Raw genomic sequence first — 23,710 nt, forward strand, 5'->3', positions numbered from 1 at the left:
GTCAATCAAAGCAACCATAGATGCGCGTCGATGGAATCGATCAGGGAATCTCCGCCGGTCGGCGAGGCGCGTCGAGCGCGGTGAACGCGGCCGCGGCCAGGATCAGCGCCGCCGATACCAGCAGGGCCACATCGAGCCCGTGATGGAAAGCCACCTTTCCGGCGTCGATCACCTCCGACACCTTCGACAGGTACTGCAGATACGGTGTGATGTCGGCGCCCTCCGGGATGCGGCCCCGTTCGACGGCCTGGATCGCGTCGGGCTGCAGCGTGGTGGGTAACCCCAGCTCGTTCATCCGCGCCTTCAGATCCGCGGACAGGAACCCGCTGACCAATGCCCCGAGTACAGCGACACCGAACGCCGAACCGACCTGGCGCATCGTATTGGTCACCGCCGCCGCCATTCCCGAATGCTCGGGCGGCACACCGGAGAGCACCGCCGAGGTCAACGGCACCACCGCGATCCCGAATCCGAACCCCGCCACCGCCATCGCCGCGGCCAGCCACGGGTCGTGCAAGGTACCCGACAGCGCCTGACGGGTGAGCAGAATCCCGGCGGCGCCGAGCACACAGCCGAGGATCATCGGGGTGCGGGCGCCGCGACGCCCCACCCAGTACCCCGCCACCAGCGAGCCGATGACGATCGTGGCGGCCATCGGAGCGAAGACCGTGGCGGTGCGCGCACCCGAATACGACTGCATCACCTGCAGATACAGGGCAGTGAAGAAGAAGATCGAGAAGATGCCGAAGTAGACGGCGAAGGCGACCACCAGTGCGCTGCGCACGCCAGGTAATCGCAGATAGCGGAACTCCAGCATGGGTGCGCGCGCTCGCCGCTCCACGACGACGAACCCGATCGCCGCGACGCCGCCGAGCGCGAACAGCGCGAGTACCGACGTCTCGGTGTAGCCGCGGTCCTGACCGACGGTGGCGGCGTAGATCACCGTTCCGAACGCGACGGCGCCGAGCAGCGCACCGGCCCAGTCGACGGGCTCGGGGCGCGGATCGGCGCTCTCGGGCACCGACCACAGCGCGGCGACGAGCGCGACCCCCGCGATCACCAGGTTGAACCAGAAGATCGAGCGCCACCCGTAGGCGTGCACGAGCACACCGCCAAGCACCGGCCCCGCGGCGAGCGCCAGCCCGGACACCGCCGCCCACACACCCACCGCCTTGGCCCGCGTGCGCCCGTCGGGGAAGACGTGCCGCAATACCGACAGGGTGCCCGGTTCCGAGGCCGCGGCGCCCAGGCCCATGATCGCGCGTCCGGCGATGAGCATCGCGACACTGCTCGCCAGCGCGGAGACCACCGATCCGGCACAGAAGATCACCAGACCGACGATCATCACCCGCTTGCGGCCCCACCGGTCACCGAGTGACCCGCCCGCCAGCATCAACCCGGCGAAGACCACGGTGTAGGAGTTGACCACCCACTGCAACAGGGTGACGTCGGTACTCAGTTCACTGCGGATGTCGCCGAGCGCCACACTCACCACGGTGGTGTCGAGGAAGGTCACGAACACCACGACAGCGACCGCGGTGAGCGCGACCTTCGGCCGCTGCGGGGCCTTGTCCATCGGTTTCACCGGCACAGGCTACTGGCGGGGTCACCGGGTCGCCAGCCGTGCCGGACTCACCGGTCTATTCGGTGCGCAGGGTGAGGATCGCGATCTCGGGTGCCACGCCCACGCGGACCGGCGGCCCCCACGCGCCCGCCCCGACGGTGGTGTAGATCTGCAGGTCACCGAAGCGGTCCCAGCCCGATACCGTGGGATTGGCCCACCGCACCGGGTAGGTGAACGGCCACAGTTGACCGCCGTGGGTGTGCCCGGACAGTTGCAGGTCGACACCGCGCTCACTCGCCTCGAGCACCTGGGCGGGCTGGTGGGCCAGCAGCAGTGTGAACCGGTTGGGGTCGCGCTGGGCGAGCGCCGCTTCCAGATCGGGTGCGTAGGGCTCGGGTGCGGCGTAGTCGTAGACACCGGCGATATCGATCGTCGCGCCGTCGATGGACAGTTCGGTCCGTTCGTTGCGCAGCGTCTCGACGCCCAGGTTCTCCCAGCGATCCAGCCACGCCGCGACCTCGTCCACGTACCCTTCGTGATTGCCCGCCACACCGATCACGCCGTACTCGGCGCGCAGGTCAGCCAGTGGCGCGAGGTCACCGCCCACCAGGTCGACGGCCCCGTCGATGAGGTCACCGGGGATGACGACGAGATCGGGCCGCTGCGCATTGACCAGCTCGACGACCTCGGCGGTGAAGCCCGATCCGCGGGCGGCGCCCACGTGCAGATCCGACAGCACCGCCACCCGCAGCCCGTCGAACTGCTCGGGCAGCTTCGCGAACCGCGCCTCGGACTCCACCACCCGGACGTCGGCGGCTTCGACCACGCCGTAGCCCACCGCCCCGACCGACGACACCACCAGCACCGCCGACAGCACCCGCAGCACCCGGGTGCGATGCGCGAGATCCACTGCGCGCACGAGCAACAGGACCGCACCGAGCACCAGGAGGCCCAGCAGCAGATAGAACAGCACGGCGTACCAGACGTACCCCAACCAGACCACCGGCCGCACCGGGCCCGGCACGAAGACGCTGCCCGCCCCGGTCGCGACGACCGCGGCCACCCACAGAACCCCGAGCAACACCGCGGCGGCGGGGCGGGCGGGGCCACCGATCCCGGTCGCGACGACCAGTCGCCGATACAACAGCCAGTGCACCAGGGCGGCGCACACACCGACGACAACCATCCGCAGCACTACAGTTCCCTCTCGCGACTCGCCCCACCCACTTCGGCGCGACACGGTAACCGGAGAACCAGCGACCACATCGAGCGCCCCTGATCCTTTCACCCGGCCGCCTCGCCCCGGCCGCCGACCGCTCCGCGGGCACGCAGCGCGGGCCGATGCCATCGCCGGAAGGTACCAATTTCCTTATTCGACAGGAGTTTTCGGCAACCGGTAACGCCATGGAGCTGTCACATGCGCGTGTTAGTGTGCGCACGGTCGGCACCCTTCGTGCCGCCACGACCGATCGGAGATCTTCAGTATGGGTGTCAGTCTTTCCAAGGGTGGCAATGTCTCGCTGACCAAGGCGGCGCCGGGCCTCACCGCGGTGTCGGTCGGCCTCGGCTGGGACCTGCGCACGACCACCGGAACCGACTTCGACCTCGACGCCAGCGCCATCGCGCTCGGTGCCGACAAGAAGGTCGTGTCCAACGAGCATTTCGTGTTCTTCAACAACCTGAAGTCGCCCGACGGTGCCATCGAGCACGTCGGCGACAACCTCACCGGCGAAGGCGACGGTGACGACGAGGCGATCAATGTCGACCTGGCCAACGCCCCGGCCACGATCGACTCGATCGTGTTCCCCGTCTCGATCTACGACGCGCTGACCCGCAGCCAGTCCTTCGGGCAGGTGCGCAACGCCTACATCCGGGTCGTCGACCGCAGCAGCAACGAGGAACTGGCCCGCTACGACCTGTCCGAGGACGCGTCCACCGAGACCGCGATGGTCTTCGGCGAGCTCTACCGCAACGGCGCCGAGTGGAAGTTCCGCGCCATCGGCCAGGGTTACGCATCGGGCCTGGAAGGTATCGCGCGCGATTTCGGCGTGAACCTCTAAGCGCCCCACACGCTTCGGCGCACTCGCACCCCGAGGCCGGTCGACAGCCTCGCGGGTGCGGCGCCGAACACCGCTGCGCGCGGTGCGATGCGCGCCTGTCAGGGTGCCGCGTAGTACTCGTCGGCGAGCCAGTCCTCGAACGAGGTGGGCGCGATCTCGGCGTCGGCGCCGGGCAGTAGCACCTCCCCGGCCATCGTCGCGTCGAAGAGCCCGTTGTCCCACGTGGGCACGAGCTGGACGGACCGGCCCCGGGCCGCGTAGGTGCGCCGCGCCATGTCGACCAGGTCCTGCGGACCCGGTCCGGCGATGTCGACGTGGCGGCCCTGCGGCTCTCCGGCTGCGACCCGCGCGAGAATGCCCGCCACCTCGGCGGGTGCGATCGGCTGGATCAGCAGTGGAGCGATCCGCGCCACGCCTTCCTGCTCGGTCCAGGACGCGACCATCGCGGCGAAGTCGTGGAACTGTGTCGCCGGGACGATCGTGTAGGCCGTCTCGCCGGCTTCGACAGCCGCCTCCTGCGCCCGCTTGCCGGCATAGTGCGCATTGCCCGCCACCCGCCCGACCCCGGCGATCGACAGCGTGACGTGATGCCGCACGCCGGCCCGGCGCCCCTGCTCGAGCAGGTTCTTCGTGGCGGTGGTGAAGAAGTCGACGTTCTCGGATTCGCCTGTGGCAGTGCAATTGGTGACGTCGACGACGGCGTGCACGTCGGCCAGCGCCGCCGCCAGCCCCACCCCGGTGTAGACATCGACGCCGTGGCCCCGGCTGATGGGCACGACGTCATGACCGTTCTGTTTCAACGCGTTCCCGGTGAGTTGTCCGATCCGGCCGCTGGCTCCGACGACTGCGATACGCATGAATTCCTCCGCTATTGGCGACATTGTATGTCCAGAATAGCAGCGAATGGCGATGACGGACGACGAGTGTGGTCACGCTCGGTGTGCGATCCCGGATGTCGCGGCTCTGCGATGGCGGTGATCGTTAAGCTGGCAGGCATGAAGTTGCCGGAAAGCCTGGAGTGGGCACTGCACTGCGTCACGCTGCTCGCGCAGGTGCCGGGCGAAACCGTCAGCACCGCACAACTGGCCGAACACTTCGACCTGCCGCCCGCCTACCTCGCCAAACAGCTGGCCCGGCTGGTGCGCGAGGGCATCCTGGCCGGGACCACGGGCCCGCGAGGCGGTTTCCGCCTGGGCCGCACACCCGACCTGATCACCGTGCTCGACATCGTCGAAGCGATCGACGGCCGCGGCGACCCCTATCAGTGCCGCGAGATCCGCCGACACGGACGCGGTGCGCTCCCGGCCGACCAGTGCCGCGAACGCTGCGCCCTCGCGGCCACCATGGATTCCGCCCATGACGCCTGGCGCACCAGCCTGCGATCGGTCACCGTGGCCGGTCTCGTCGCCGCCCTGCCCCCGGAAATCCCCGAGCGCAACCGCCGCCTGCTCTCCCCCGGCTAGAGATCCGCGCCCGTTCCCTCACGGTGCCGAGTGACTACGACCGGGCACCCGCCGTCGCGATTCAGCCCCGGGCGGCCGCGTCCACCGCCACCACCGCGTCACCGAGCCGTTCGAGGGTGTTCGGGTCACTCCACGCCGACGCGATCGACACTCCGTCGGCCACCACTTGCGCACCGGCGGACCGCAACCGCTCGGCCAGATTCTGATTGACCACTTCACCGGGCCCTGCCGTCACCACCGCGACCGGTTTGCCCGTGATCGCGGGCGCCTGGCCGGGATTGGCGAGCCAGGCGAGCACGCTGTCGGCCAGCGTCGGCATGTGCTCGCCTTCGGCGGCGAACAACAACACCCCGTCGGCTTCGACAGTGGAACGGCGCAGCTGGTTCGCGATCAGCGGACGTGCGTCCTCGGTGTCGAGATCGCTGCTGTAGGCGGGCAGGGTGTCGAGTTCGGCCAGCAGCACCACGTCGACATTGTTGCGGACCGCTACGCGTTGGGCCTCGGTAGCCAACTGCGCGCAAGTACTTTCCTCGCCGGGCTCGGTGACCAGGGCGAGCAGATACGACATCAACTACCCCTTCTACTTCGCGGTCCCGGCGATCTGCCGGGCCTCGGCCTCGATCGCCGCGTCGTTGGCAGCACTGAGGTCGATCCGCCCGACCCCGGCGATCCGACCGGCGAGTGCGGGATTGTTCTCGCGCATCCGCTGCACGAACTGCGCGGCGACATCGGAGTCGCCGCTGCCGTGCCCGAGCACCACGAATTCTTCGGTGCCGATCTCCTCGTTCAACGCCACCGCCACATCGTCGAAGTAGTGCACGAACACCTTCGGGTCTTCGCGCCCGGTGTGGCGTTCCACGGTGCGCAGATGACGCGCCGCGCTCTTTCCGTCGACCACGTCGCGTTCGGACTCGCGCACTTCCGGTGTAGCGAGATCGAAATGCAGCACGCGGGCCTTCTCGCTGTCCATCGCGACGACGAACAAATCCCCGGACCCTTTCACTTCCGGCTGGTCCTTCAGCAATTGCCGCGCGTGTTCGATATCGCCGATCGAGACCCGTCCGTCGTGCGGGCGGTGGAACACCTCGCGATGCCCGTTCATCTTCACCGCCAACCGGTCCCCCGATTCCTGCTCGACCTCATCGGCGATGTCTTCCCACATGGTGATGAACTTTGCCCATTCGATGTCGCGGGGCGCCGGGTGCCCGGTGATCGCGGCCAAGGTCTTTCGTGTGTGCTGGTTCATCAGATCTCCTGGGGCAGTCGGTCATACGGAGCGTGCGATGGTGACCTTCACGTTCTTCATGATCGGTTGATCGCTCTGGGTGCTGATGTCGCCGATCGCGCACAGCACGTTGAGTTCGGGCATGTATCCGGCCGCGCACCCGGCGGGGATGTTGTACGGGACGACCTTGTAGTTGTGGACCGACCGGGTGCTGCCGTCGCGGGCGATGCTGGTGATGTCGACCTCGTCGAATTCCGTGAGTCCACGCTCACGCATGTCGTCGTGGTTCATGAACACCAGAGTGCGCAGATTCTTGATGCCACGGTAGCGGTCGTCGTTGGAATAGATCGTGGTGTTCCACTGGTCGTGGGACCGCAAGGTCGCCAGCGACAGGACGCCGGGTTCGCGGGTCAGATCCGGCAGGTCCACCGCCGAGAATTCCGCCTTGCCCGAGGGCGTGAGGAAAACCAGTTCGCGGGCGGGCTGTTTGATCCGGAAGCCAAGCGGCAAGCGCACCCGCCGGTTGAAGTCCTCGAAACCGTCCAGCGCCCGGGACATGGTGTCGCGGATGCGATCGTAGTCCTCGACGTAGTACTCCCACGGTGTCGCGCTGCCGGGCAACGCGGCCCGCGCGATCCCGGCGACGATGGCGGGTTCGGACAGCAGGTGCGGTGAGGCGGGCTTCTTCATTCCCCGCGACAGGTGCACCATCGCCATCGAGTCCTCCACCGAGGTCTCCTGCAGACCACCGCGCTGCACGTCCTTCTCGGTGCGCCCGAGGCAGGGCAGGATCAGCGCGCGCTTGCCGTGCACGAGATGGCTGCGGTTGAGTTTGGTGCTCACCTGCACGGTCAGATCGCATTTGCGTAACGCGTCGAAGGTGTAGGCGGTGTCGGGCGCGGCGAGGGCGAAGTTGCCGCCCATGGCCATGAACACCTTCAGCTTGCCCGCGTGCATCGCCTCGATGGAGTCGACGACGTCGTAGCCGTCGGCGCGCGGGGAGGTGATGTCGCAGACCTCGTCGAGCCGGTCCAGGAACTGGGCGGGTGGTTTGTTGGCGATGCCGCAGGTGCGGTTGCCCTGCACGTTGCTGTGCCCGCGCACCGGCGACGGGCCCGCACCCTCGCGGCCCAGATTGCCGCGCAGCAACAGCAGGTTCACGATCTCGCGGACGGTGTCGACACCGTGCTCGTGCTGGGTCACGCCCAGACACCAGCTGATCACGCTGCGGTCGGCGTCGCAGTAGACACGCGCCGCCTTGCGCACCTCGGCCTCGGTGAGCGCGGACTGTTCCTCGATCAGCGACCACGGCGTGGCCTCGACCTTGGCGCGGTAGTCGGAGAATCCGGTGGTGTAGCGCTCGATGAACTGCCGGTCCAGGGCCTTGGGATCGGACTCGGATTCCTCGAGTACCGCCTTGGCGATACCGCGCAGCAGCGCGAAGTCGCCGCCGATGCGCGGCTGCAGGTTCAGCGTAGAGGTGTCGGTGGCGTTGAAGGTCGCCATCCGCAGGAACTCGTGCGGGATGATCGTGCGGGTCGCGCCCGCCTCGACCAGCGGGTTGATGTGCACGATCTGGGCGCCGCGTCGATCGGCCTCGGCCAGTGCGGTCAGCATGCGTGGAGCGTTGGAAGCGGCGTTGACGCCCATGATGAACAGGGCGTCGGTGGTTTCCCAGTCCTCGAGGTCGCAGGTGCCCTTGCCGGTGCCCAGCGCGGCCTGCAACGCGCGACCGCTCGCCTCGTGACACATGTTCGAACAGTCGGGCAGATTGTTGGTGCCGAGCTCGCGTGCCATCAGCTGGTAGAGGAACGTCGCTTCGTTGCCGAGGCGTCCGGAAGTGTAGAAGGCGGCCAGGTCGGGATCATCGAGGTCGCGCAGCGCCGTGCCGACGAGTTCGAAGGCATCGGCCCAGCTGATCGGCACATAGTGATCGGTGACCGGGTCGTAGCTCATCGGCTCGGTGAGCCTGCCCTGGTTCTCGAGGTCGAACTCACTCCAGGTGGACAGCTCGGCCACGGTGTGCTTCGCGAAGAACTCCGGGCCGACACGTTTGCGCGTCATCTCCCAGGTGACGTGCTTGATGCCGTTCTCGCAGATATCGAGGTGGATGCCCTTGATGGAGTCGGGCCACGCGCAACCGGGGCAGTCGAAACCGCCGTTCTCGTGGTTCATCTTCATGATGGCGCGGGTGCCGAGCAGCGGCTCTTTTTCCTTGACCACCATGAACTCGGTGACCGATTTGGCCGCACCCCAGCCGGCGGCTGGGTGGTGATAGGGCTTGAACTCCGGGACGGCCGCACGATCGCGGGCGCCGCTGGGTCCGTCGTCGGGGTCGAGCTCTCCGTACGGGCCGTCGGTCATGACAGGTTCCCTTCGACGATTCGAAGCCGGTTGCCGTTCTGCGCGGAATTCTTCACCGCACAGGCCCGGCAATGCCGGAGGCAGGGCCGTGCTCATCCTTCCGGCGGTGGCCGCCGGTGGCCAAGACCGAGTTCCGACCGGACGATCGGCCGCGCTTATCACCGCCGATCCCGGCCCGAATCGCCTCGTACAACGCATCACCGCAGGTTGACGCGATGCGCGCCGACCGTGCACGGTGAGCCATCGACACCGGCCGGCAAACCGGCAGCGATCTTCGGAGGAAGCTTTGCCCACCATGGCTACCCGGGCGCGCCCGCTGATCCGGCGGTTCACCATCGAGTTGGATCATCTGCCCGCCACCCGCGTCTTCGTCGGGCTGGCCGTTCCCGGCCTGATCCTGGTGGCCGCCGACCGCACCGATCTGCTCATCTACGCGGTGTTCGGTTCCTTCACCGGCATGTACGGGTTCGCCGAAGCGCCACGTCAGCGTCTCGCCCACCAGTGCGAGGCCGCGGTGGTGCTGGTCGGTGCGGTCGGCGCGGGCATTCTGCTGGCCCATGTGCACGCACCACCGGTGGTGCTGGTCTCGGCGGTTGCGACGTTCGCCGCCGTGGCCTCGCCGGTGACCGACCGGCTCGGATTGCGGCCCGAAGGGCCCTTCTTCGGGATCTTCGCCTTCGGGGCGATCGCGATGGTGGCCGGGGCGCAGCGCCGGCCGGTGGCGGCGCTGCTGGTGTGCGCCACCACCGCGGTGCTGTGTGTGCTGGTCGGCTACCTCGAGTCGAGCAGGCAGGTGCGCCGAAGCGGCGCCGACGCGGTACCGGTGTGGATCCGGCCACACCGCAGCGGCCGGGTCTCGCTCACCCAGTCCGGGCGCTACGCGCTGGCCATCTCGATCTCGGGTGGCATCGGGATCCTGCTCGGTGTCGGACACGCCAACTGGGCGATGGCCGGTGCCGCCGTACCGCTGGCCGCGGCGACCTCACGCGACCGGATCACCCGTGGCCTGCACCGGGTGATCGGCACCTTCATCGGGCTGCTGGTCGCCGCGCCGCTGCTGATTCCGGGGCCCAGCCCGACGATGCTCGCGCTGGCGATCATCGCCCTGCTGTATCCGACGGAGCTGTTCATGGCCCGCCACTACGCCGTGGCGCTCGGGTTCTTCACGCCGCTGATCATGGCGATGACCGAGCTGGCCGACCCGACCGACCCGCTCACCATGCTCACCGAACGCGGCCTCGACACCGTGCTCGGTGTCGCCGTGGGCATCGCCGTGGCCCTGCTGGTGCGCGAACCCGCCGCGCCCGCCTGCACGCCACCGGTATGCGAAACGTTGCATACTGTCGGTATGGCTGAGGACAACCAGTGGTACTACTGCATCAAGCATCACAAGGCCGAGCAGGGTAAGACCTGCTGGTACAACGACCGGATGGGCCCCTATCCCGACCAGGCCACCGCCGAGCGGGCGCTCGACATCGTGCGGGCGCGCAACAAGGCCGCCGACGACCAGGACGACTGACCAGCCCGGCGAATGCTGTTCCGTCAGCTCGAGTATTTCGTCGCACTCGCCAGGGAACGTCATTTCGCCCGCGCCGCGCAGGCCTGCTACGTCTCCCAGCCCGCGCTGTCGGAGGCGTTGCGCAAGCTCGAACGCGAGCTGGGGGTGCCGCTGGTACGGCGCGGACGCGCCTTCGAGGACCTGACCCCCGAGGGTGAGCGGCTGGTGCTGTGGGCCAGACGGATCCTGGCCGATCGCGACGCGCTCGAACACGAGGTCACCGCCCTGCAGACCGGCCTCACCGGTGAGCTGCGGATCGGGGTGATCCCGGCGGCGTCGAGCACCGTCGCCCTGCTCACCGACCCGTTCTGCACCGCCCATCCACTGGTGCGAGTACAGCTCGAGACCAGTTTGCGTTCCCTCGACATCGTCGACCGGATCCGCCGATTCGAACTCGATGCCGGGATCATCTACGCGCACGGCATCGACACCGCCGGGCTCAGCGCCGCCCCGCTCTACACCGAACGCCATGTGCTGCTCGTGGGAACCGAACTCCTCGCGGGCCGCACGGGCGCGATCAGCTGGGCCGAGGCACTGGAGATGCCGCTGTGCCTGCTGCACAAGGGGATGCGGGGCCGTCAGCTCATCGACGCCGCCCTGGCCGAGCACGGGCTGCGCGCGAGCCCGCAACTCGAGAGCGACTCGGTGATCGCGCTGCTCGCGCACGTGAGCACCGGACGCTGGGCGTGCGTGGTACCGCAGCCGTGGTTGCACACCCTGCGCCCACCCGCGGGCGTGCGGGTGCTGCCACTGCGCGATCCGGCGGTCACCGCACAGATCGCGCTGGTCACCGCGGCGGGACAGCCGGAGCCGGTGCTGGCCAAGGCGCTTTCGGCCACCGCGCGCACCGCCCACCTCGACGACACCCTGGCGCAGGCGGGCGAACACAGGCAGGACTGAGATCCAAATCAGCTACGACTCGGCAACCGTTCGCTAGGGTCGGTAGCCATGAGCACTCCGCTGCTGTTGTCCGCGGTCGGCCGACTCGTCGGTTCGATCGTCCTGGGGACCGTCGCGGGTGTGCTGATCGGCCTGCGCGGTGGGGTGGCGATGGGCACGCTGACCGGCATCGCCACCGCGGCCACCATTTTCGTGGTGGTCGGCTGGCTGGTGCTGTGGCCGATGGATGCCGAGCGAACCAGAACCTATGCCCGGCGCGAAGACTTCCAGCCCTTCGTGGAGGAACTGTCGGTGGTGGCCGCGGCGCTGAGCGGACTCGTCGCCATCGTGGTGATCCTGGTCCTCGGAAAGTCCGGCGAAGGCCACATCGCGGCGGCGGTGGCACTGGGCGGAGTGTTCGCCGCGTGGGGGGCCGTGCACCTGATGTACGCCGCCCGCTACGCCTACCTGTACTACGAAACCCCCAGGGGTGGTATCGATTTCAATTCCAGCGGACTACCCGGCTACCGTGATTTCTTCTACTTCAGCTACAACCTGGGCATGACCTACCAGGTGTCGGACACCAATGTCTCCGACTCCAGAGTGCGCAGCATCGTGCTCCGGCACTGCCTGCTGTCCTACGCGTTCGGTACCGTCATCCTGGCCACGACGATCAATCTCGTCGCCGGCATCGTCACCCACTGAGCGAATCGCACGCCCACGACCGATCGGCACCGATGAGCAGAGTCACCGCACGACGCAGAACGACCAGGCTGTCACCGGCCGGGCGTATCGAACGCCCCGACACCCTCGCGGTCGAGGAACCACTCGAGATCCGCGTCGACGGGCAGTCGCTCACGGTAACCATGCGGACACCGGGCAGCGACATCGACCTGGTGCACGGATTCCTCTTCGGCGAGAACATCATCGGCACCGCCGACGATATCGTCTCGGCCCGCTACTGCGCGGGCGCCGACGACACCGGGCGCAACACCTACAACGTGCTCGACCTGCGCTTACGTACCCCCACCCCGCTGCCCACCCGCAACTTCCTGAGCACCGGCGCCTGCGGGCTCTGCGGCAAGACCGCACTGGACGAGGTGCGCACCCACACCCGGTACCCGATCCCGCACCACACCGAGCCGGTGCGCACCCAGGTGCTCTCGGATCTACCCGCGCGACTACGAGCCGGTCAGAAACTGTTCGAAGCCACCGGGGGCCTGCACGCGGCCGGTCTGTTCACCGCCGACGGCACCCTGCTCGCCCTGCGTGAGGACATCGGCAGGCACAACGCCGTGGACAAGGTGATCGGCTGGGCGGTACGCGAGAACCGGATGCCCGCCCACGATCTGATGCTGCTGGTGAGCAGCCGGGCATCGTTCGAACTCGCGCAGAAGGCGGTGATGGCCGGCATCCCGATCCTGGCCGCGGTCTCGGCCCCCAGTTCGCTCGCCGTGGATCTGGCCGCGGAATCGGAGCTGACCCTGGTGGGATTCCTGCGCGGCGACACGATGAACATCTACACCGGTGAGCACCGGTTGACCTGAGCACGATCGGCGCAGACATCGACGAGGGGTCGGCACATGGAAACAACGGTGATTCAAGACCTGCTTCTGCTGCTCGTTCGAATTGTCGTGGCCGTCGCGTTCTTCGCGTCGGCACGCAACAAATTCCGTGATATCGAGAAATTCGCGGCCGGCAATGCGGTCCCGGTGCCGGCGGCCTATTTCGTGGCGACCGCGGAACTGCTCGGCGCGATCGGGGTGTTTCTCGGCATCCTGGCACCCCTCGCGGCCGGCGGGCTGATGCTGCTCATGCTGGCCACGATGTCGCTGCACATCGTCAAGTGGCACAGCCCGTACTGGGCGAGCGCAGGCGGTTGGGAATACGACCTGCTCATGTTCACCCTGGCCGGTGTCATCACGGTGTTCGGGGCGGGCGCGGTTTCGGTGGACGCGGTGACGTAGGTTTCAGCTGATCGTTTCGCCATGGATTTGTCGGTCCCAGGGAGGCGTGTTGACAGTACGACCGGATTCGGTGGCCCAGCAGACACACCCGTTGACGCGGGCACAGTCGAGTTGGTGGCTCGCCCAGCAGCTGTATCCGGCCGTGCCGGCCACTGTCGCGCTGTACCTCGATCTCCACGGCCGGCTCGACGTCGACCTGGTCACCCGCACGGCGCGGCAGGCGGCACGCGAACTCGAGTCCCCGCAGCTTCGATTCCGGCTCGTCGACGGTGTCGCCCGCCAGTACGTCGACGACGCGGCGCACATGCCGTTCACAGTCGTCGACCTCACCGCCGAGCCGGACCCGGTGGCCACCGCCCTGGACCGGATGGAACGCGATCACAGCACCCCGCTGGACCCCCTCGGCGACGACCTGACCGTGGCGGTCGTGTTCGCCGTGACACCACATCGGCATCTGCTGTATCTGCGCAGCCACCACATGGTGCTCGACGGTGTCGGTGCCGCCGCCGTGCTCCGCCGGACAGCCGAGCTCTACCGCGCCCAGCTCCCGCCCGCGGCCACAGGCGACGACAACCGGGCACCGGCCCACCGGGCACTGACGGTGACCGACATCTTGGAAGACGAAGCCGCGTACTGGAACTCCCCGCGCGCCGACAAGGACCGCGAGTACTGGGCCGAACAGGTCGCCGGGCTCAATGAGCCGGTCAGCTTGGCCGGGGCGCCCACACTGCCGAGCCCCCGGACCCATCATGTGGCCGGCACCCTGGACGCATCGACGGCGCGGCTGCTCAGTGCGTCGAAAGGCCGGCACGGTGCGACCTTTCCCGAGCTCGCGATTGCCGCGTTCGCCTGTTATCTGGCCCGCGTGTCCGGCAGCTCGGACCTGACCCTCACGCTGCCCGTCACCGCCCGCGCCACCGCCGCTCTACGGCAGTCGGCCGGGTCGATGTCGAACGCGGTACCGCTGCGATTGACGAATCTGCAGGCAGGCACGGTCGGTGAAGTCGTCACCCAGGTGCGGTGCGCGGTGATCCGGGCGTTGCGCCATCAGCGTTACCGGCACGAGGAGATGGGCGCCGGCCCCGAAGCGGTGTTCGGCGGGTACGGGCCGGTCGTCAATCTGCTCGGGATGGTGGAACCGCTGCGGTTGGGGCCGGTCACCGGGCAGGCCCGGCTGCTCGCGCTCGGCCCGGTGCCCGACCTGCAGATCAACGGTTATCAGTTCGGGCGCGACGAGAATTCGGTGAGTATCGACTTCCAGGCCAATCCGGCGCGGTACCGGCGCGAAACCGTGGTGTGGCATCACCGGATGTTCCTGGGGTACTTCGCTCGGTTCCTCGCCGCCGCGCCCACGGCCCCGATCCGGTCCCTGGACGAGGTGCGGACCGCACCGGTAGCGGTGCCGGGCGGGGCGGATGTGCGGCTGCTGCCGGACCTGTTGGACGGCAATCGAGCACCGGACGCGGTCGCGTTGAGCTACCAGGGTCGGACTCTCACCTACCGGGAGCTCGACGAAGCGTCCTCGCGCTGGGCGCGTGAACTCCTCGCCGGTGGGGCGGGGCCGGGCGACTTCGTTGTCGTGGCGATTCCGCGGTCGCTGGAGTCGGTGCTGGCGTTCTGGGCGGTCGCGAAGACGGGCGCGTGTTTCGTCCCGGTCGATCCGGCGGACCCACCACACCGGGTCACCACCATCATCGCCGATTCCGGTGCGCGCCGGGGACTCACGATCGGCTCCGTGCGCGACGAGCTCTCCCGTGGCGGATCCGAAGCCCTCGACCTGCACTGGTTGCTGATGGACGATCCGCAAACCGCGGCGCAACGCGCGAGCACACCGGTCGGTGACAGCGACCGCGCCCGGCCGCTGTCACCCGCCCACCCCGCCTATGCGATCTACACCTCCGGTACGACCGGGCGCCCCAAGGGTGTTGTGCTCAATCATCGCGGGGTCGCCCCGCTGATCGACTATCTGCTCGAGCACTACGGCCTCGACCAGCACTCGGTGCTGTTGCATTCGCACACCAACACTTTCGACGCCCATCTGCTCGAGGTACTCGGGGCCGCCGCCGCTTGCGCGCGACTGGTAGTGGCGCCCGTGTCGATCGTGGCGGGCCCGGAGTTCGCGCAGTTGGTCCGCGACAACGGCTGCACGGTGGTGCAGACCGCGCCCGCTGTCCTGGCCACGCTCTCGCCCGCCCTCGTACCGCAGGTGCGGGTCGTCGCGATCGGTGGGGAGGCCTGCCCGGAGCGGCTGGTGCGCGACTGGGCACCGCACGTCCGGTTGTACAACGGCTACGGCCCCACCGAAGCCACTGTCATGGTCACCGAGACACCGGCCTTGGCGGCGGAGGAACCGGTGAGCATCGGCACCGCGCTGCCGAGTGTGCTCGCCGTAGTGCTCGATACCCGGCTGACCCGGGTGCCCTCGGGCGCTCGCGGAGAGCTGTACCTGGGCGGCAGCGGAATCGCCGAAGGGTACCTGCGCGATCCGGGCGGCACCGCGACCCGATTCATCGCCGATCCCTTCCACCCCGGCCGGCGGCTCTACCGCACCGGGGACCTGGTGACCGAACGCGAGGACGGCGCCTACGCATTCATCGCACGTACCGATGACCAGGTCGAGGTGCACGGACGACGGATCGAACCGGCCGAGATCGAAAATGTGCTGATGTCACGATCCGAGATCGCCTACGCCGTGGTCCGCGTCGCAGACCAGGGCAGGCCCGGCGCCCGGCTGATCGGCTATGTCGTTGCCGCCGAAGGGATTCGGTTCGATGCCGCCGCCACCATGGGGCACCTGCGCTCGCACCTGCCGCCGAGCCTGGTGCCCTCGGCACTGGTCGAACTGGACCGGGTCCCGGTGGCGGGCAACGGCAAAGTCGATCGCGGCGCCCTGCCCGCCCCGGCGCTCGACGCACGCTCCTACCGAGAGCCGCACACCGCCGTGCAGCGACTCGTCGCCGACCGTGTGGCCGCGACGCTCGGTCTCTCGCGCGCCGGCCTGGACGACGACTTCTTCGCACTGGGCGGCAATTCGCTGCTCGGCGCCCGGCTTTCGGCCGCGCTGGCCGAGGACACCGGTGTTCCGGTGGCGGTGCGCTGGCTCTACACCGACCCGACTGTGGTCGCGCTGGCACACCGCATCACCACCTACGACCCCACCGCGGGCGAGAGCGACGAAGCACTCGGCGTGCTGCTGCCCCTGCGCCGCGGCGGCACCCGGGCACCACTGTTCTGTGTCCACTCGGCGGTGCCGTTGGCATGGTGTTACGCGGGCCTGGCACGGCACGTGCGCGACCGACCGGTCTACGGCCTGCAAGCGCCCGTCCTCACCGCCGGCGCGCAGGTTCCCGACACGATCGACGGTCTGGCCGATCACTACATCGAGGCCATGCTCGGCGTGCAACCCGACGGCCCCTACCACCTGCTCGGCTGGTCGCTGGGCGGGCAGATCGCGCACGCCGTCGCCGTCCGGTTACAGGCCAGGGGCGCCACCGTGGGTGCGGTGGTGATGCTCGACAGTGTCGTCGTGCCGGCCGATCTCGCGCCACCGCGCCCGCCACGCATGCGAGACCTGTTGACCCACCTGCTCGGCGACGAACCCGACGACGCCGACGCCATACCCGATGTCACCGCGGCCGAAGCCGCCGCCGAACTGGCCACCGCGGGCGCCGCCTACGGTGTGGGTCTGTCCGCCGACCAGCTCACGCGGTTGCACCGCGGCTACGTCGCCGGCGTGGCCCTCTCGCACGGCTACCGTCCGGGTGTCTATGACGGTGACCTGCTGTACTTCTCGGCGAACCGCGGTATCACCGAATACCTGGGCGCCGACATGTGGCGGCCCTATGTCACCGGTCGGCTCATCGAGCACCCCGTGGCCGCGACGCACGCACAGCTCACCAACACCGATGTGCTGGCCGACATCGGCCCGGTGCTCGCCCGCCACCTCGACGGCGAAGTCGAGCCGATCATGATCCCGGAAAGCCGGATCCCTTCCACGCTCTCGGCACATTGAAAGACCTCGACGGCGAAGCTAGGGCGCTCACCGGGACCGCGCCTGTTCTGCCCGGCGATCAGACCGCCTGGTCGCGGACCGCGGCCACCGCCTCGATCTCGACAAGCTGGTGGTCGTAGCCGAGCACAGTCACACCGAACAGCGTGCTCGGCACATCGTGGGTGCCGAACGCGTCGCGCACCACTTCCCACGCGGCCACGAGATCGGCCTGCTCCGTCGAGGCCACCAGCACGCGGGTACTGATCACGTCGAGCAGCGAGGCACCCGCCGCTTCGAGCGCCACGCGCAGGTTCTCGACCGACTTGGCGGCTTGGCCGGCGTAGTCGCCGTGGGCCACGGTGGTGCCGTCGGCGTCGAGCGGGCACGCGCCCGCGAGGAAGATCATGCGCGAGTCGGCGGGAGCGGTTGCCGCGTAGGCGTACTCGGCGATATCGGACAGGGAATTCGAGCGGATCAAAGTGACTGCCGGGGACATGGCACCACGATACCGGCGTTTGCCGCGCCCGACACCGTGAGCCGCTGGGCGTGGATCAGCCTGCGCGCGAGTTGGCTTCGCCGTCGGCGCGCAGAACCGGCGCGGTGTTACCCGCGCGCTGTGCCCGGATCAGCAAGGCGGCCCGCAGATAACAGATGCCGGTGACCGAACTGAGGTCGAACCCGGTGAGCTGGCCGATACGTTTGAGCCGGTAGTCCACCGTGTTCGTGTGGACGAACAACTCGCGCGCGGTCCGCGAACGCTGCAAATTCGTTGCCATGTACACCTCGAGCGTGTGCAGCAGTTCCGGATGCGATTCGAGGGAATCGACGATCGAGCTCAGGTAATCGCGGGCCGGACCCTGGCGGGTCAACTGATATTCCAACGCCAGCTCGTGCGGGCGGTACACCTTGGTCGGTCCACCGAGCCGGTGCACGATTTCGACCAGTTCGTGCACCTGCTCGGCGGCGCACGGAATCTCCGCCGGCACCGCGGAGGTGACGACCGACCGCACCGGCACCCGAGCCGCCGCCGACAGGCCGGCGACCAACTCGTCCAATACCGGGCCGGAGAACTCCGCGGCGGGCAGCAGCAGGGTGCCGCCGTCGACGCTCAACAGCGACAACACCTTGCCCGCACATCGGTTCGCGAGTTCGGCCTGCACGCGCCGCAACTTGCGCCGGGCCACCACATTGCCGTCGAGCGCGGGATTGAATTCCTCGGGATGGGACGGAATGGCGAGGGCCATCACGTGATAGCGGTCGGCGACCTCGATGCCGCATTCCCTGGCCATCGTCGAGGTGCTCTGGCCGCCCAGCAATGCCGAGGTCAGGGTGTGCACGGCAGTGTGGTGCTCGCTGACCACGGAGCGGAGTTCGCGCACGTAGGCCATCGAGACCACCGAGGTGATCATGCTCTGCACCTCGGTGAGGCGACGGGCCACGCCGATCACCGTTTCCTGGTCGTGGTTGATGACATTGGTGATCACGAGGTCGAAACCGAGTTTGAAGCCTTCGTGCACGGCATTGTGGATGGTGTCGATCGGGATGCCCTCGCGCGCCCAGCCGGCGGCGGCGGCCTGGATCCGCTCCACCCGGCCTGGGTGGTCGCGGCCGTCGAGCATGCTTCTGGTCAGCTCCAGACACACCCGGGTCACCGTGGTGACATCACCGTCGAGCACTTCGCCCGGCAGCGTCGCGCACGGCACGACGTTCTCGATGAAATGGCCGACCATCTGGCGGGAGATCGTGCGCACATCGCGCAGGGGGCTCGAAACGGGCCGACCCGCGGCGGTCAAGAACGGGGCGATGGATGCTGAGACAGCCATGTTGAATCCTTCCCACCCAGATCACTGGGCAAGACCTCAATCTACCGTGAACAACGAATCGTCGTCTGGCGTTCGCTTGTGGCATGCGACAACGAGCGGCGAATCTGTTTGTAGATTCCTCTGGCGGATTGCCGGACGACAGTGGCGACCCGGGGTGTCGGAACCGCGCAATCCCGCGCACCACGGGGAGTTCGCGCCACTGTCGCCGGCACGTCGGGCTAAACGCCTACAGGCACAGGGCGATTTCGACCGGAAGCGGCAGCGGCAGCGGCACACATACTTCCACCGAACCCGACACGGGGGCAGGCGAGGCCGCGGTGGCGGTGCCCGCACCCACCACACAGGCGGCAGCCGCGAGCGCGGCGACGACGAGCGGACGAACGGTTCTGGGATTCATACATCATCCTCGGTTGTACTCTGGGAAACGTCCCGCTTCTGGGACATCTCGATCAGATCACGCCGCGCCCGCCGAATGCGCGTCGCGCGCACCGGATTTGACCTATCTATGCACCATTCGAAGAATCGTCATAGATTTCCACAACATAATCCGATCAACAACTCGCCGGTGCCGCGATGCCGGTCACCGGGTGGGTGTCTGCTGATAGAGCGCGAGCCGCCAGCCGTTCTCGGTGCGGTGATACACACTCGACATCAGGCCGACGAAAGCCGGTTCCGCACCGGCACGGTAAGCGGTGCCGGTGTACACCAGGATCGCATTGTCGGCATCGACCTCGATCAATTGTGTATCGGAAATGGTGTAGGTGCGCCAGGGTGGCGCGTCCGCGAGCGATGCCATCACCGTGTCGCGGTCCATGACCATGCCGTTGGCGAGCACCATGACCGCCTCCGGCAGCATCAACTGTCCGTAGAACCGGGAACCGGTCGAATCGCACAGCGAAGACCACCCCGCGTGTTCGAGCGTGAGCAACTGATCGAGCACCACATTGTCCGTCATGCGCGTTCGGTTACCCGTTTCGCGGTCGTCGACGCCTGGCCCGCGCGGTCGGCCTCGTAGGCTGGCCGCATGGCACACGACACCGACGGATCGATCGACATCAAGCCCCGCTCCCGCGATGTCACCGACGGGCTCGAGAAGACCGCCGCCCGCGGCATGCTGCGCGCGGTCGGCATGGGCGATCAGGACTGGATCAAACCGCAGATCGGGGTGGCCTCGAGCTGGAACGAGATCACCCCGTGCAACCTGTCGCTGGACCGGCTGGCCAAGGCGGTGAAGGAAGGCGTGCACGCCGGCGGGGGTTACCCACTCGAGTTCGGCACGATCTCGGTGTCGGACGGCATTTCGATGGGCCATGAGGGCATGCACTTCTCGCTGGTCAGCCGCGAGATCATCGCCGACTCGGTGGAGACGGTGATGATGGCCGAGCGCCTCGACGGTTCGGTGCTGCTCGCCGGCTGCGACAAGAGCCTGCCCGGCATGCTGATGGCCGCGGCGCGCCTGGATCTTTCCAGTGTGTTCCTCTACGCGGGATCTACCCTGCCCGGCAATGTCGACGGCAAGGACGTCACGATCATCGACGCCTTCGAAGCCGTCGGCGCCTGCATCAAGGGCTTGATCAGCCGCGAGGAGGTCGATCGCATCGAGCGGGCGATCTGTCCGGGCGAAGGCGCGTGTGGCGGCATGTACACGGCCAACACGATGGCCTCGGCCGCCGAAGCGCTCGGGATGAGCCTGCCGGGTTCGGCCGCACCGCCCGCGCCCGACCGCCGCCGCGACGACTACGCCCGCAAGTCCGGCGCGGCCGTCGTCGAGCTGCTGCGCCAGGGCATCACGGCGCGCGACATCATGACGATGCCGGCCTTCGAGAACGCCATCACCGTCGTCATGGCGCTCGGCGGCTCGACCAATGCCGTGCTGCACCTGCTGGCCATCGCCCGCGAAGCCGGCGTGGACCTCACGCTGGCCGACTTCAACCGGGTCGGCGACAAGGTGCCGCACCTGGGTGATCTGAAACCGTTCGGCCGATACGTCATGAACGATGTGGACAAGGTCGGCGGCATCCCCGTCGTGATGAAAGCACTGCTGGACGCGGGGCTGCTGCACGGCGACGTGATGACCGTGACCGGCGCGACGATGGCCGAGAACCTGGCCGACATCGACCTCGGCCTCGACGGTGATGTCATCCGCACGCTCGACCGCCCGATCCACAAATCCGGTGGCCTCACCATCCTGCACGGCTCCCTCGCTCCCGAAGGCGCCGTGGTGAAAAGCGCCGGTTTCGACTCCGATGTCTTCCGCGGCACGGCCCGGGTGTTCGACGGGGAGCGCGCCGCGATGGACGCACTCGAGGACGGCACGATCGTGGCCGGCGATGTCGTCGTCATCCGCAACGAAGGACCCAAGGGCGGACCGGGTATGCGCGAGATGCTCGCCATCACCGGCGCCATCAAGGGCGCCGGCCTGGGCAAGGACGTGCTGCTGCTCACCGACGGCCGATTCTCCGGCGGCACAACGGGACTGTGCGTGGGCCACGTCGCTCCCGAAGCCGTCGACGGCGGACCCATCGCCTTCGTCCGCGACGGCGACCCGATCGTCCTCGACGTCGCCAACCGCACCCTCGACGTCGAGATCGACGAGAACGAACTCGCCGGCCGCAAGGTCGGCTGGGCGCCGCTGCCGCCCAAGTACACCTCGGGCGTGCTGTCGAAGTACCGCAAGCTGGTCAGCTCGGCGGCCCACGGAGCGGTCACGGGCTGAACGATCCGAGCGGCGGCCCACGGCGATTTGCCCGTCGTGGGCCGGTTTCCGTCGCAGAAGCTGGGGTAGGCGTCCGACACCGACCTTTCCCACGGCTGTGAGGAGCTCGCATGTTCATTCACAACAAGGATCTGCAGTTCGAGGTACGGGTGGAGCGACCGGACCCCCGGTTCGCGACCCTGCCGCAGAACAGTCAGGCGTAGCTTCGAAGCCGTCTTCGGTGCGAAATACGACCGATGGTTGCAACACACCGTGGCCGGCCTCCGGGGGCACAGTGGGGTGGCCGCACGTGGGCGGTCAGTCGGCGCGTAGCCCGATCACCAGGCCGTCCTTGGTGCAGACCGACGGTGTGGTGGCGTCGGGCTGGGCGTTGCAGTTCCAGCCGTCGATGGTGGCGACGTCGGTGTCGCTCACCGCGCGCACATACTCACTCGCCACCGTGACGGCTTCGGTGCAACCGACGCGGCCCGCGTCGGTGCCGACGGCGATCACGTGCCGGGTGCCGCCACCGGCATCGGTGACCGGTCCGCAGTTCACATCCGGGACGGTCGCGGCAGGCGCCGGAGCCGGCGGGTGATCGACCGGGCCCGGCGTCGGCGGTGTGTTCGGGTCTACGGTTCGGTGCGGAGCGGGTGCCGGGGGCGGTGGGGAGGCCGGTGCGGCGGCGCCGCGCAGGCCGATGGTGAGACCGCCCTTGACGCAGATGTGCGCGATGGCGGGGTCGGGCTGCGGTTCGCAGGTCCAGCCATCGACGGCGGTGGCATCGCCGGTGTGCTGACCCGCAAGATAGTGGGTGGCCACGGTGATCGCCTCGGTGCAGCCGGGGCGTCCGGCGTCACCGGCGAACGCGATCACAGTGCTGTTGGCTCCATTGGCTCCGGTGACCGGCCCGCAGTCGACGTCGGACAGCTTCTCCGGGGCGGGCGCAGGCGGGTGCCCCGGGCTCGGCGCGGGGAGCGGGGCCGCGCTGGTGCCCAGCAGCTTCGGTGCGGTGGTCGACATCGCGGCACTCGAGGTAATCGACGCGGTGGACCGCTCCTCGTCGCTACCGCATCCGGCCAGTCCGGCGGCGGCCACCGTCGCGCCTGTCACGATCATCGCGTAGTGAGACAGTTGCATCGTCATCCTTCGGTCGTCGATGAATCGGCCCGTTCGTCGCGATGCACAGTCGGTATCGCCGGGCCCATTGAATCAGACAGCAACTGCCCCGCAACGAATTCGCGACGTGCCGGGAGCGGCGTCCTTGTCAGCTGCGAACCAGTGCCGCATGCTGATTCGCACCGCATCGGTGACCAGTCGGCAAACGGTCATCTCGCGGCGAGGACACACGCACGTCGATACAGATCGGCAGTTGGGGATCGACTCGATTGCCCGCACAGCAACAATGCTCACCAATTATGACCGCCACCGGGATCGACCCCTGCGCTGACCGCCGGACAGTCCCCGTGACACAGTGAGATCGGGCCTGCGACGCAGGCGTCCGGACGAGGGAGCCGTACCCGGTGCGCGACAAGACGGCCAGAGGAGAGCTCTCATGGCATGGCTGCTGCTCGTTGTCTCCGGATGCCTCGAAGCCGTCTGGGCCACCGCCCTCGGCAAATCCGAAGGCTTCACCCGACTCGCCCCGACGGTGGTGTTCTTCATCGCCCTGACCGCCAGCATGACCGGCCTGGCTCTCGCGATGCGCGACCTCCCCGTCGGAACGTCCTACGCGGTCTGGGTCGGGATCGGTGCTGTTCTCACCGTGGTCTATGCCATGGCCACCGGCGAGGAGACTGTCGCCGTACTGAAGATCCTGTTCTTGATCATGATCGTGGCGGGTGTGGTCGGGTTGAAACTCGTCCGCTGAACGCTGAACGCGGATTCGAGAGGCGAGGCCGCGCCGACCATTGACGGACAAGGCGCCAGCAGAGTCGCTGTGCAGGCGTCGATCTCGGCAGACCTCGCCGATCACCGCCGATGCCTCGGGTTCCGGCGCTGAGCCGCCACCCGCACCACCGCGAGTCCGAAAACCATTCGCCGACTCCCCCACCTTCGGTTAGGGTCCGGGCCATGTCTTACATGTTCGTCCGCATCCGGACTGCCTGAGGCCGGTGCCGC

General features: G+C 68.1%; 21 protein-coding genes and 1 riboswitch. Of the genes, 10 read left to right on the plus strand and 11 right to left on the minus strand.

Translation table 11 applies throughout. The annotated features are described in order from the left end of the window. Positions 1-40: 40 nt before the first annotated feature. Positions 41-1,576, minus strand: coding sequence for an MFS transporter (locus ACFO5K_RS18610; protein WP_378566164.1), 1,536 nt, complete (start codon positions 1,574-1,576; stop codon positions 41-43). 64 nt (positions 1,577-1,640) lie between these two features. Continuing rightward, the gene (locus ACFO5K_RS18615; RefSeq protein WP_378564272.1) at positions 1,641-2,759 is read right to left on the minus strand and encodes a metallophosphoesterase; all 1,119 of its coding nucleotides are present in this window, start codon (positions 2,757-2,759) and stop codon (positions 1,641-1,643) included. Between the two features lie 289 nt (positions 2,760-3,048). Here ACFO5K_RS18615 and ACFO5K_RS18620 point away from each other — a divergent pair, with 289 nt between their 5' ends. Further along, complete coding sequence (locus ACFO5K_RS18620; RefSeq protein WP_378564275.1) at positions 3,049-3,624, plus strand: TerD family protein; 576 nt, start codon at positions 3,049-3,051, stop codon at positions 3,622-3,624. Positions 3,625-3,722: 98 nt separating this feature from the next. Here ACFO5K_RS18620 and ACFO5K_RS18625 read toward each other — a convergent pair whose 3' ends face one another. Beyond that, positions 3,723-4,481, minus strand: coding sequence for an SDR family oxidoreductase (locus ACFO5K_RS18625; RefSeq protein ID WP_378564278.1), 759 nt, complete (start codon positions 4,479-4,481; stop codon positions 3,723-3,725). Positions 4,482-4,619: 138 nt separating this feature from the next. Here ACFO5K_RS18625 and ACFO5K_RS18630 point away from each other — a divergent pair, with 138 nt between their 5' ends. Further along, positions 4,620-5,087, plus strand: a complete 468-nt coding sequence (locus ACFO5K_RS18630; RefSeq protein ID WP_378564281.1) for an RrF2 family transcriptional regulator — start codon at positions 4,620-4,622, stop codon at positions 5,085-5,087. Positions 5,088-5,148: 61 nt separating this feature from the next. Here ACFO5K_RS18630 and ACFO5K_RS18635 read toward each other — a convergent pair whose 3' ends face one another. Genes ACFO5K_RS18635 through ACFO5K_RS18645 form a run of 3 tightly spaced genes read right to left on the minus strand, consistent with a single transcriptional unit; the run spans position 5,149 to position 8,676 of the window. After that, positions 5,149-5,655, minus strand: a complete 507-nt coding sequence (locus tag ACFO5K_RS18635; RefSeq protein WP_378564284.1) for an NADPH-dependent FMN reductase — start codon at positions 5,653-5,655, stop codon at positions 5,149-5,151. A gap of 12 nt (positions 5,656-5,667) precedes the next feature. After that, on the minus strand, positions 5,668-6,333 hold the full coding sequence (locus ACFO5K_RS18640) for a hypothetical protein (RefSeq protein WP_378564287.1): 666 nt from the start codon (positions 6,331-6,333) through the stop codon (positions 5,668-5,670). A 21-nt stretch (positions 6,334-6,354) separates the two neighbouring features. Beyond that, on the minus strand, positions 6,355-8,676 hold the full coding sequence (locus tag ACFO5K_RS18645; RefSeq protein WP_378564290.1) for an FdhF/YdeP family oxidoreductase: 2,322 nt from the start codon (positions 8,674-8,676) through the stop codon (positions 6,355-6,357). A gap of 295 nt (positions 8,677-8,971) precedes the next feature. On the opposite strand from ACFO5K_RS18645, the gene ACFO5K_RS18650 reads away from it, so the two are divergent. From ACFO5K_RS18650 to ACFO5K_RS18675, 6 genes are read left to right on the plus strand one after another with little or no spacing between them, the layout of a single operon-like run. Then, positions 8,972-10,195: an FUSC family protein gene (locus ACFO5K_RS18650; RefSeq protein ID WP_378564293.1), complete on the plus strand. Its 1,224-nt coding sequence runs from the start codon at positions 8,972-8,974 to the stop codon at positions 10,193-10,195. 12 nt (positions 10,196-10,207) lie between these two features. Beyond that, on the plus strand, positions 10,208-11,134 hold the full coding sequence (locus ACFO5K_RS18655; protein ID WP_378564296.1) for a LysR family transcriptional regulator: 927 nt from the start codon (positions 10,208-10,210) through the stop codon (positions 11,132-11,134). Between the two features lie 48 nt (positions 11,135-11,182). Next, on the plus strand, positions 11,183-11,818 hold the full coding sequence (locus ACFO5K_RS18660; RefSeq protein ID WP_378564299.1) for a DUF1345 domain-containing protein: 636 nt from the start codon (positions 11,183-11,185) through the stop codon (positions 11,816-11,818). A gap of 32 nt (positions 11,819-11,850) precedes the next feature. Then, entirely contained in the window at positions 11,851-12,660 is an 810-nt protein-coding gene (gene fdhD, locus ACFO5K_RS18665; protein ID WP_378564302.1) for a formate dehydrogenase accessory sulfurtransferase FdhD, read from the plus strand. Between the two features lie 48 nt (positions 12,661-12,708). Continuing rightward, the gene (locus ACFO5K_RS18670; RefSeq protein ID WP_378564304.1) at positions 12,709-13,080 is read left to right on the plus strand and encodes a DoxX family protein; all 372 of its coding nucleotides are present in this window, start codon (positions 12,709-12,711) and stop codon (positions 13,078-13,080) included. Positions 13,081-13,126: 46 nt separating this feature from the next. Then, positions 13,127-17,092 (plus strand): amino acid adenylation domain-containing protein, encoded by a 3,966-nt coding sequence (locus ACFO5K_RS18675; protein ID WP_378564307.1) that lies wholly within the window; start codon positions 13,127-13,129, stop codon positions 17,090-17,092. A 58-nt stretch (positions 17,093-17,150) separates the two neighbouring features. On the opposite strand, the gene ACFO5K_RS18680 is transcribed toward ACFO5K_RS18675, so the two are convergent. The 4 genes from ACFO5K_RS18680 to ACFO5K_RS18695 form a co-directional block, all read right to left on the minus strand. Next, complete coding sequence (locus ACFO5K_RS18680) at positions 17,151-17,567, minus strand: RidA family protein (RefSeq protein WP_378564310.1); 417 nt, start codon at positions 17,565-17,567, stop codon at positions 17,151-17,153. Between the two features lie 55 nt (positions 17,568-17,622). Beyond that, the gene (locus tag ACFO5K_RS18685; protein WP_378564313.1) at positions 17,623-18,894 is read right to left on the minus strand and encodes a PucR family transcriptional regulator; all 1,272 of its coding nucleotides are present in this window, start codon (positions 18,892-18,894) and stop codon (positions 17,623-17,625) included. A 226-nt stretch (positions 18,895-19,120) separates the two neighbouring features. Next, positions 19,121-19,291 (minus strand): hypothetical protein, encoded by a 171-nt coding sequence (locus ACFO5K_RS18690; protein WP_378564316.1) that lies wholly within the window; start codon positions 19,289-19,291, stop codon positions 19,121-19,123. 183 nt (positions 19,292-19,474) lie between these two features. Continuing rightward, positions 19,475-19,849, minus strand: a complete 375-nt coding sequence (locus ACFO5K_RS18695) for a nuclear transport factor 2 family protein (RefSeq protein WP_378564319.1) — start codon at positions 19,847-19,849, stop codon at positions 19,475-19,477. A gap of 69 nt (positions 19,850-19,918) precedes the next feature. Here ACFO5K_RS18695 and ilvD point away from each other — a divergent pair, with 69 nt between their 5' ends. Next, a complete protein-coding gene (gene ilvD / locus ACFO5K_RS18700) occupies positions 19,919-21,610 on the plus strand; it encodes a dihydroxy-acid dehydratase (RefSeq protein ID WP_378564322.1) in 1,692 nt (563 codons plus the stop codon). Between the two features lie 297 nt (positions 21,611-21,907). Here the strand turns inward: ilvD and ACFO5K_RS18705 are convergent, their stop codons facing one another. Then, a complete protein-coding gene (locus tag ACFO5K_RS18705) occupies positions 21,908-22,729 on the minus strand; it encodes a hypothetical protein (protein ID WP_378564325.1) in 822 nt (273 codons plus the stop codon). A gap of 339 nt (positions 22,730-23,068) precedes the next feature. Further along, positions 23,069-23,133, plus strand: a riboswitch (guanidine-III (ykkC-III) riboswitch). 11 nt (positions 23,134-23,144) lie between these two features. On the opposite strand from ACFO5K_RS18705, the gene ACFO5K_RS18710 reads away from it, so the two are divergent. After that, positions 23,145-23,459 carry a DMT family transporter gene (locus ACFO5K_RS18710; protein WP_378564328.1) on the plus strand — a complete coding sequence of 105 codons (315 nt, stop codon included), beginning with the start codon at positions 23,145-23,147 and terminating at the stop codon, positions 23,457-23,459. The last annotated feature ends 251 nt before the right edge of the window (positions 23,460-23,710 follow it).

Origin of the sequence: Nocardia halotolerans, assembly GCF_042650145.1 — a bacterium.
Classification (GTDB): domain Bacteria; phylum Actinomycetota; class Actinomycetes; order Mycobacteriales; family Mycobacteriaceae; genus Nocardia; species Nocardia halotolerans.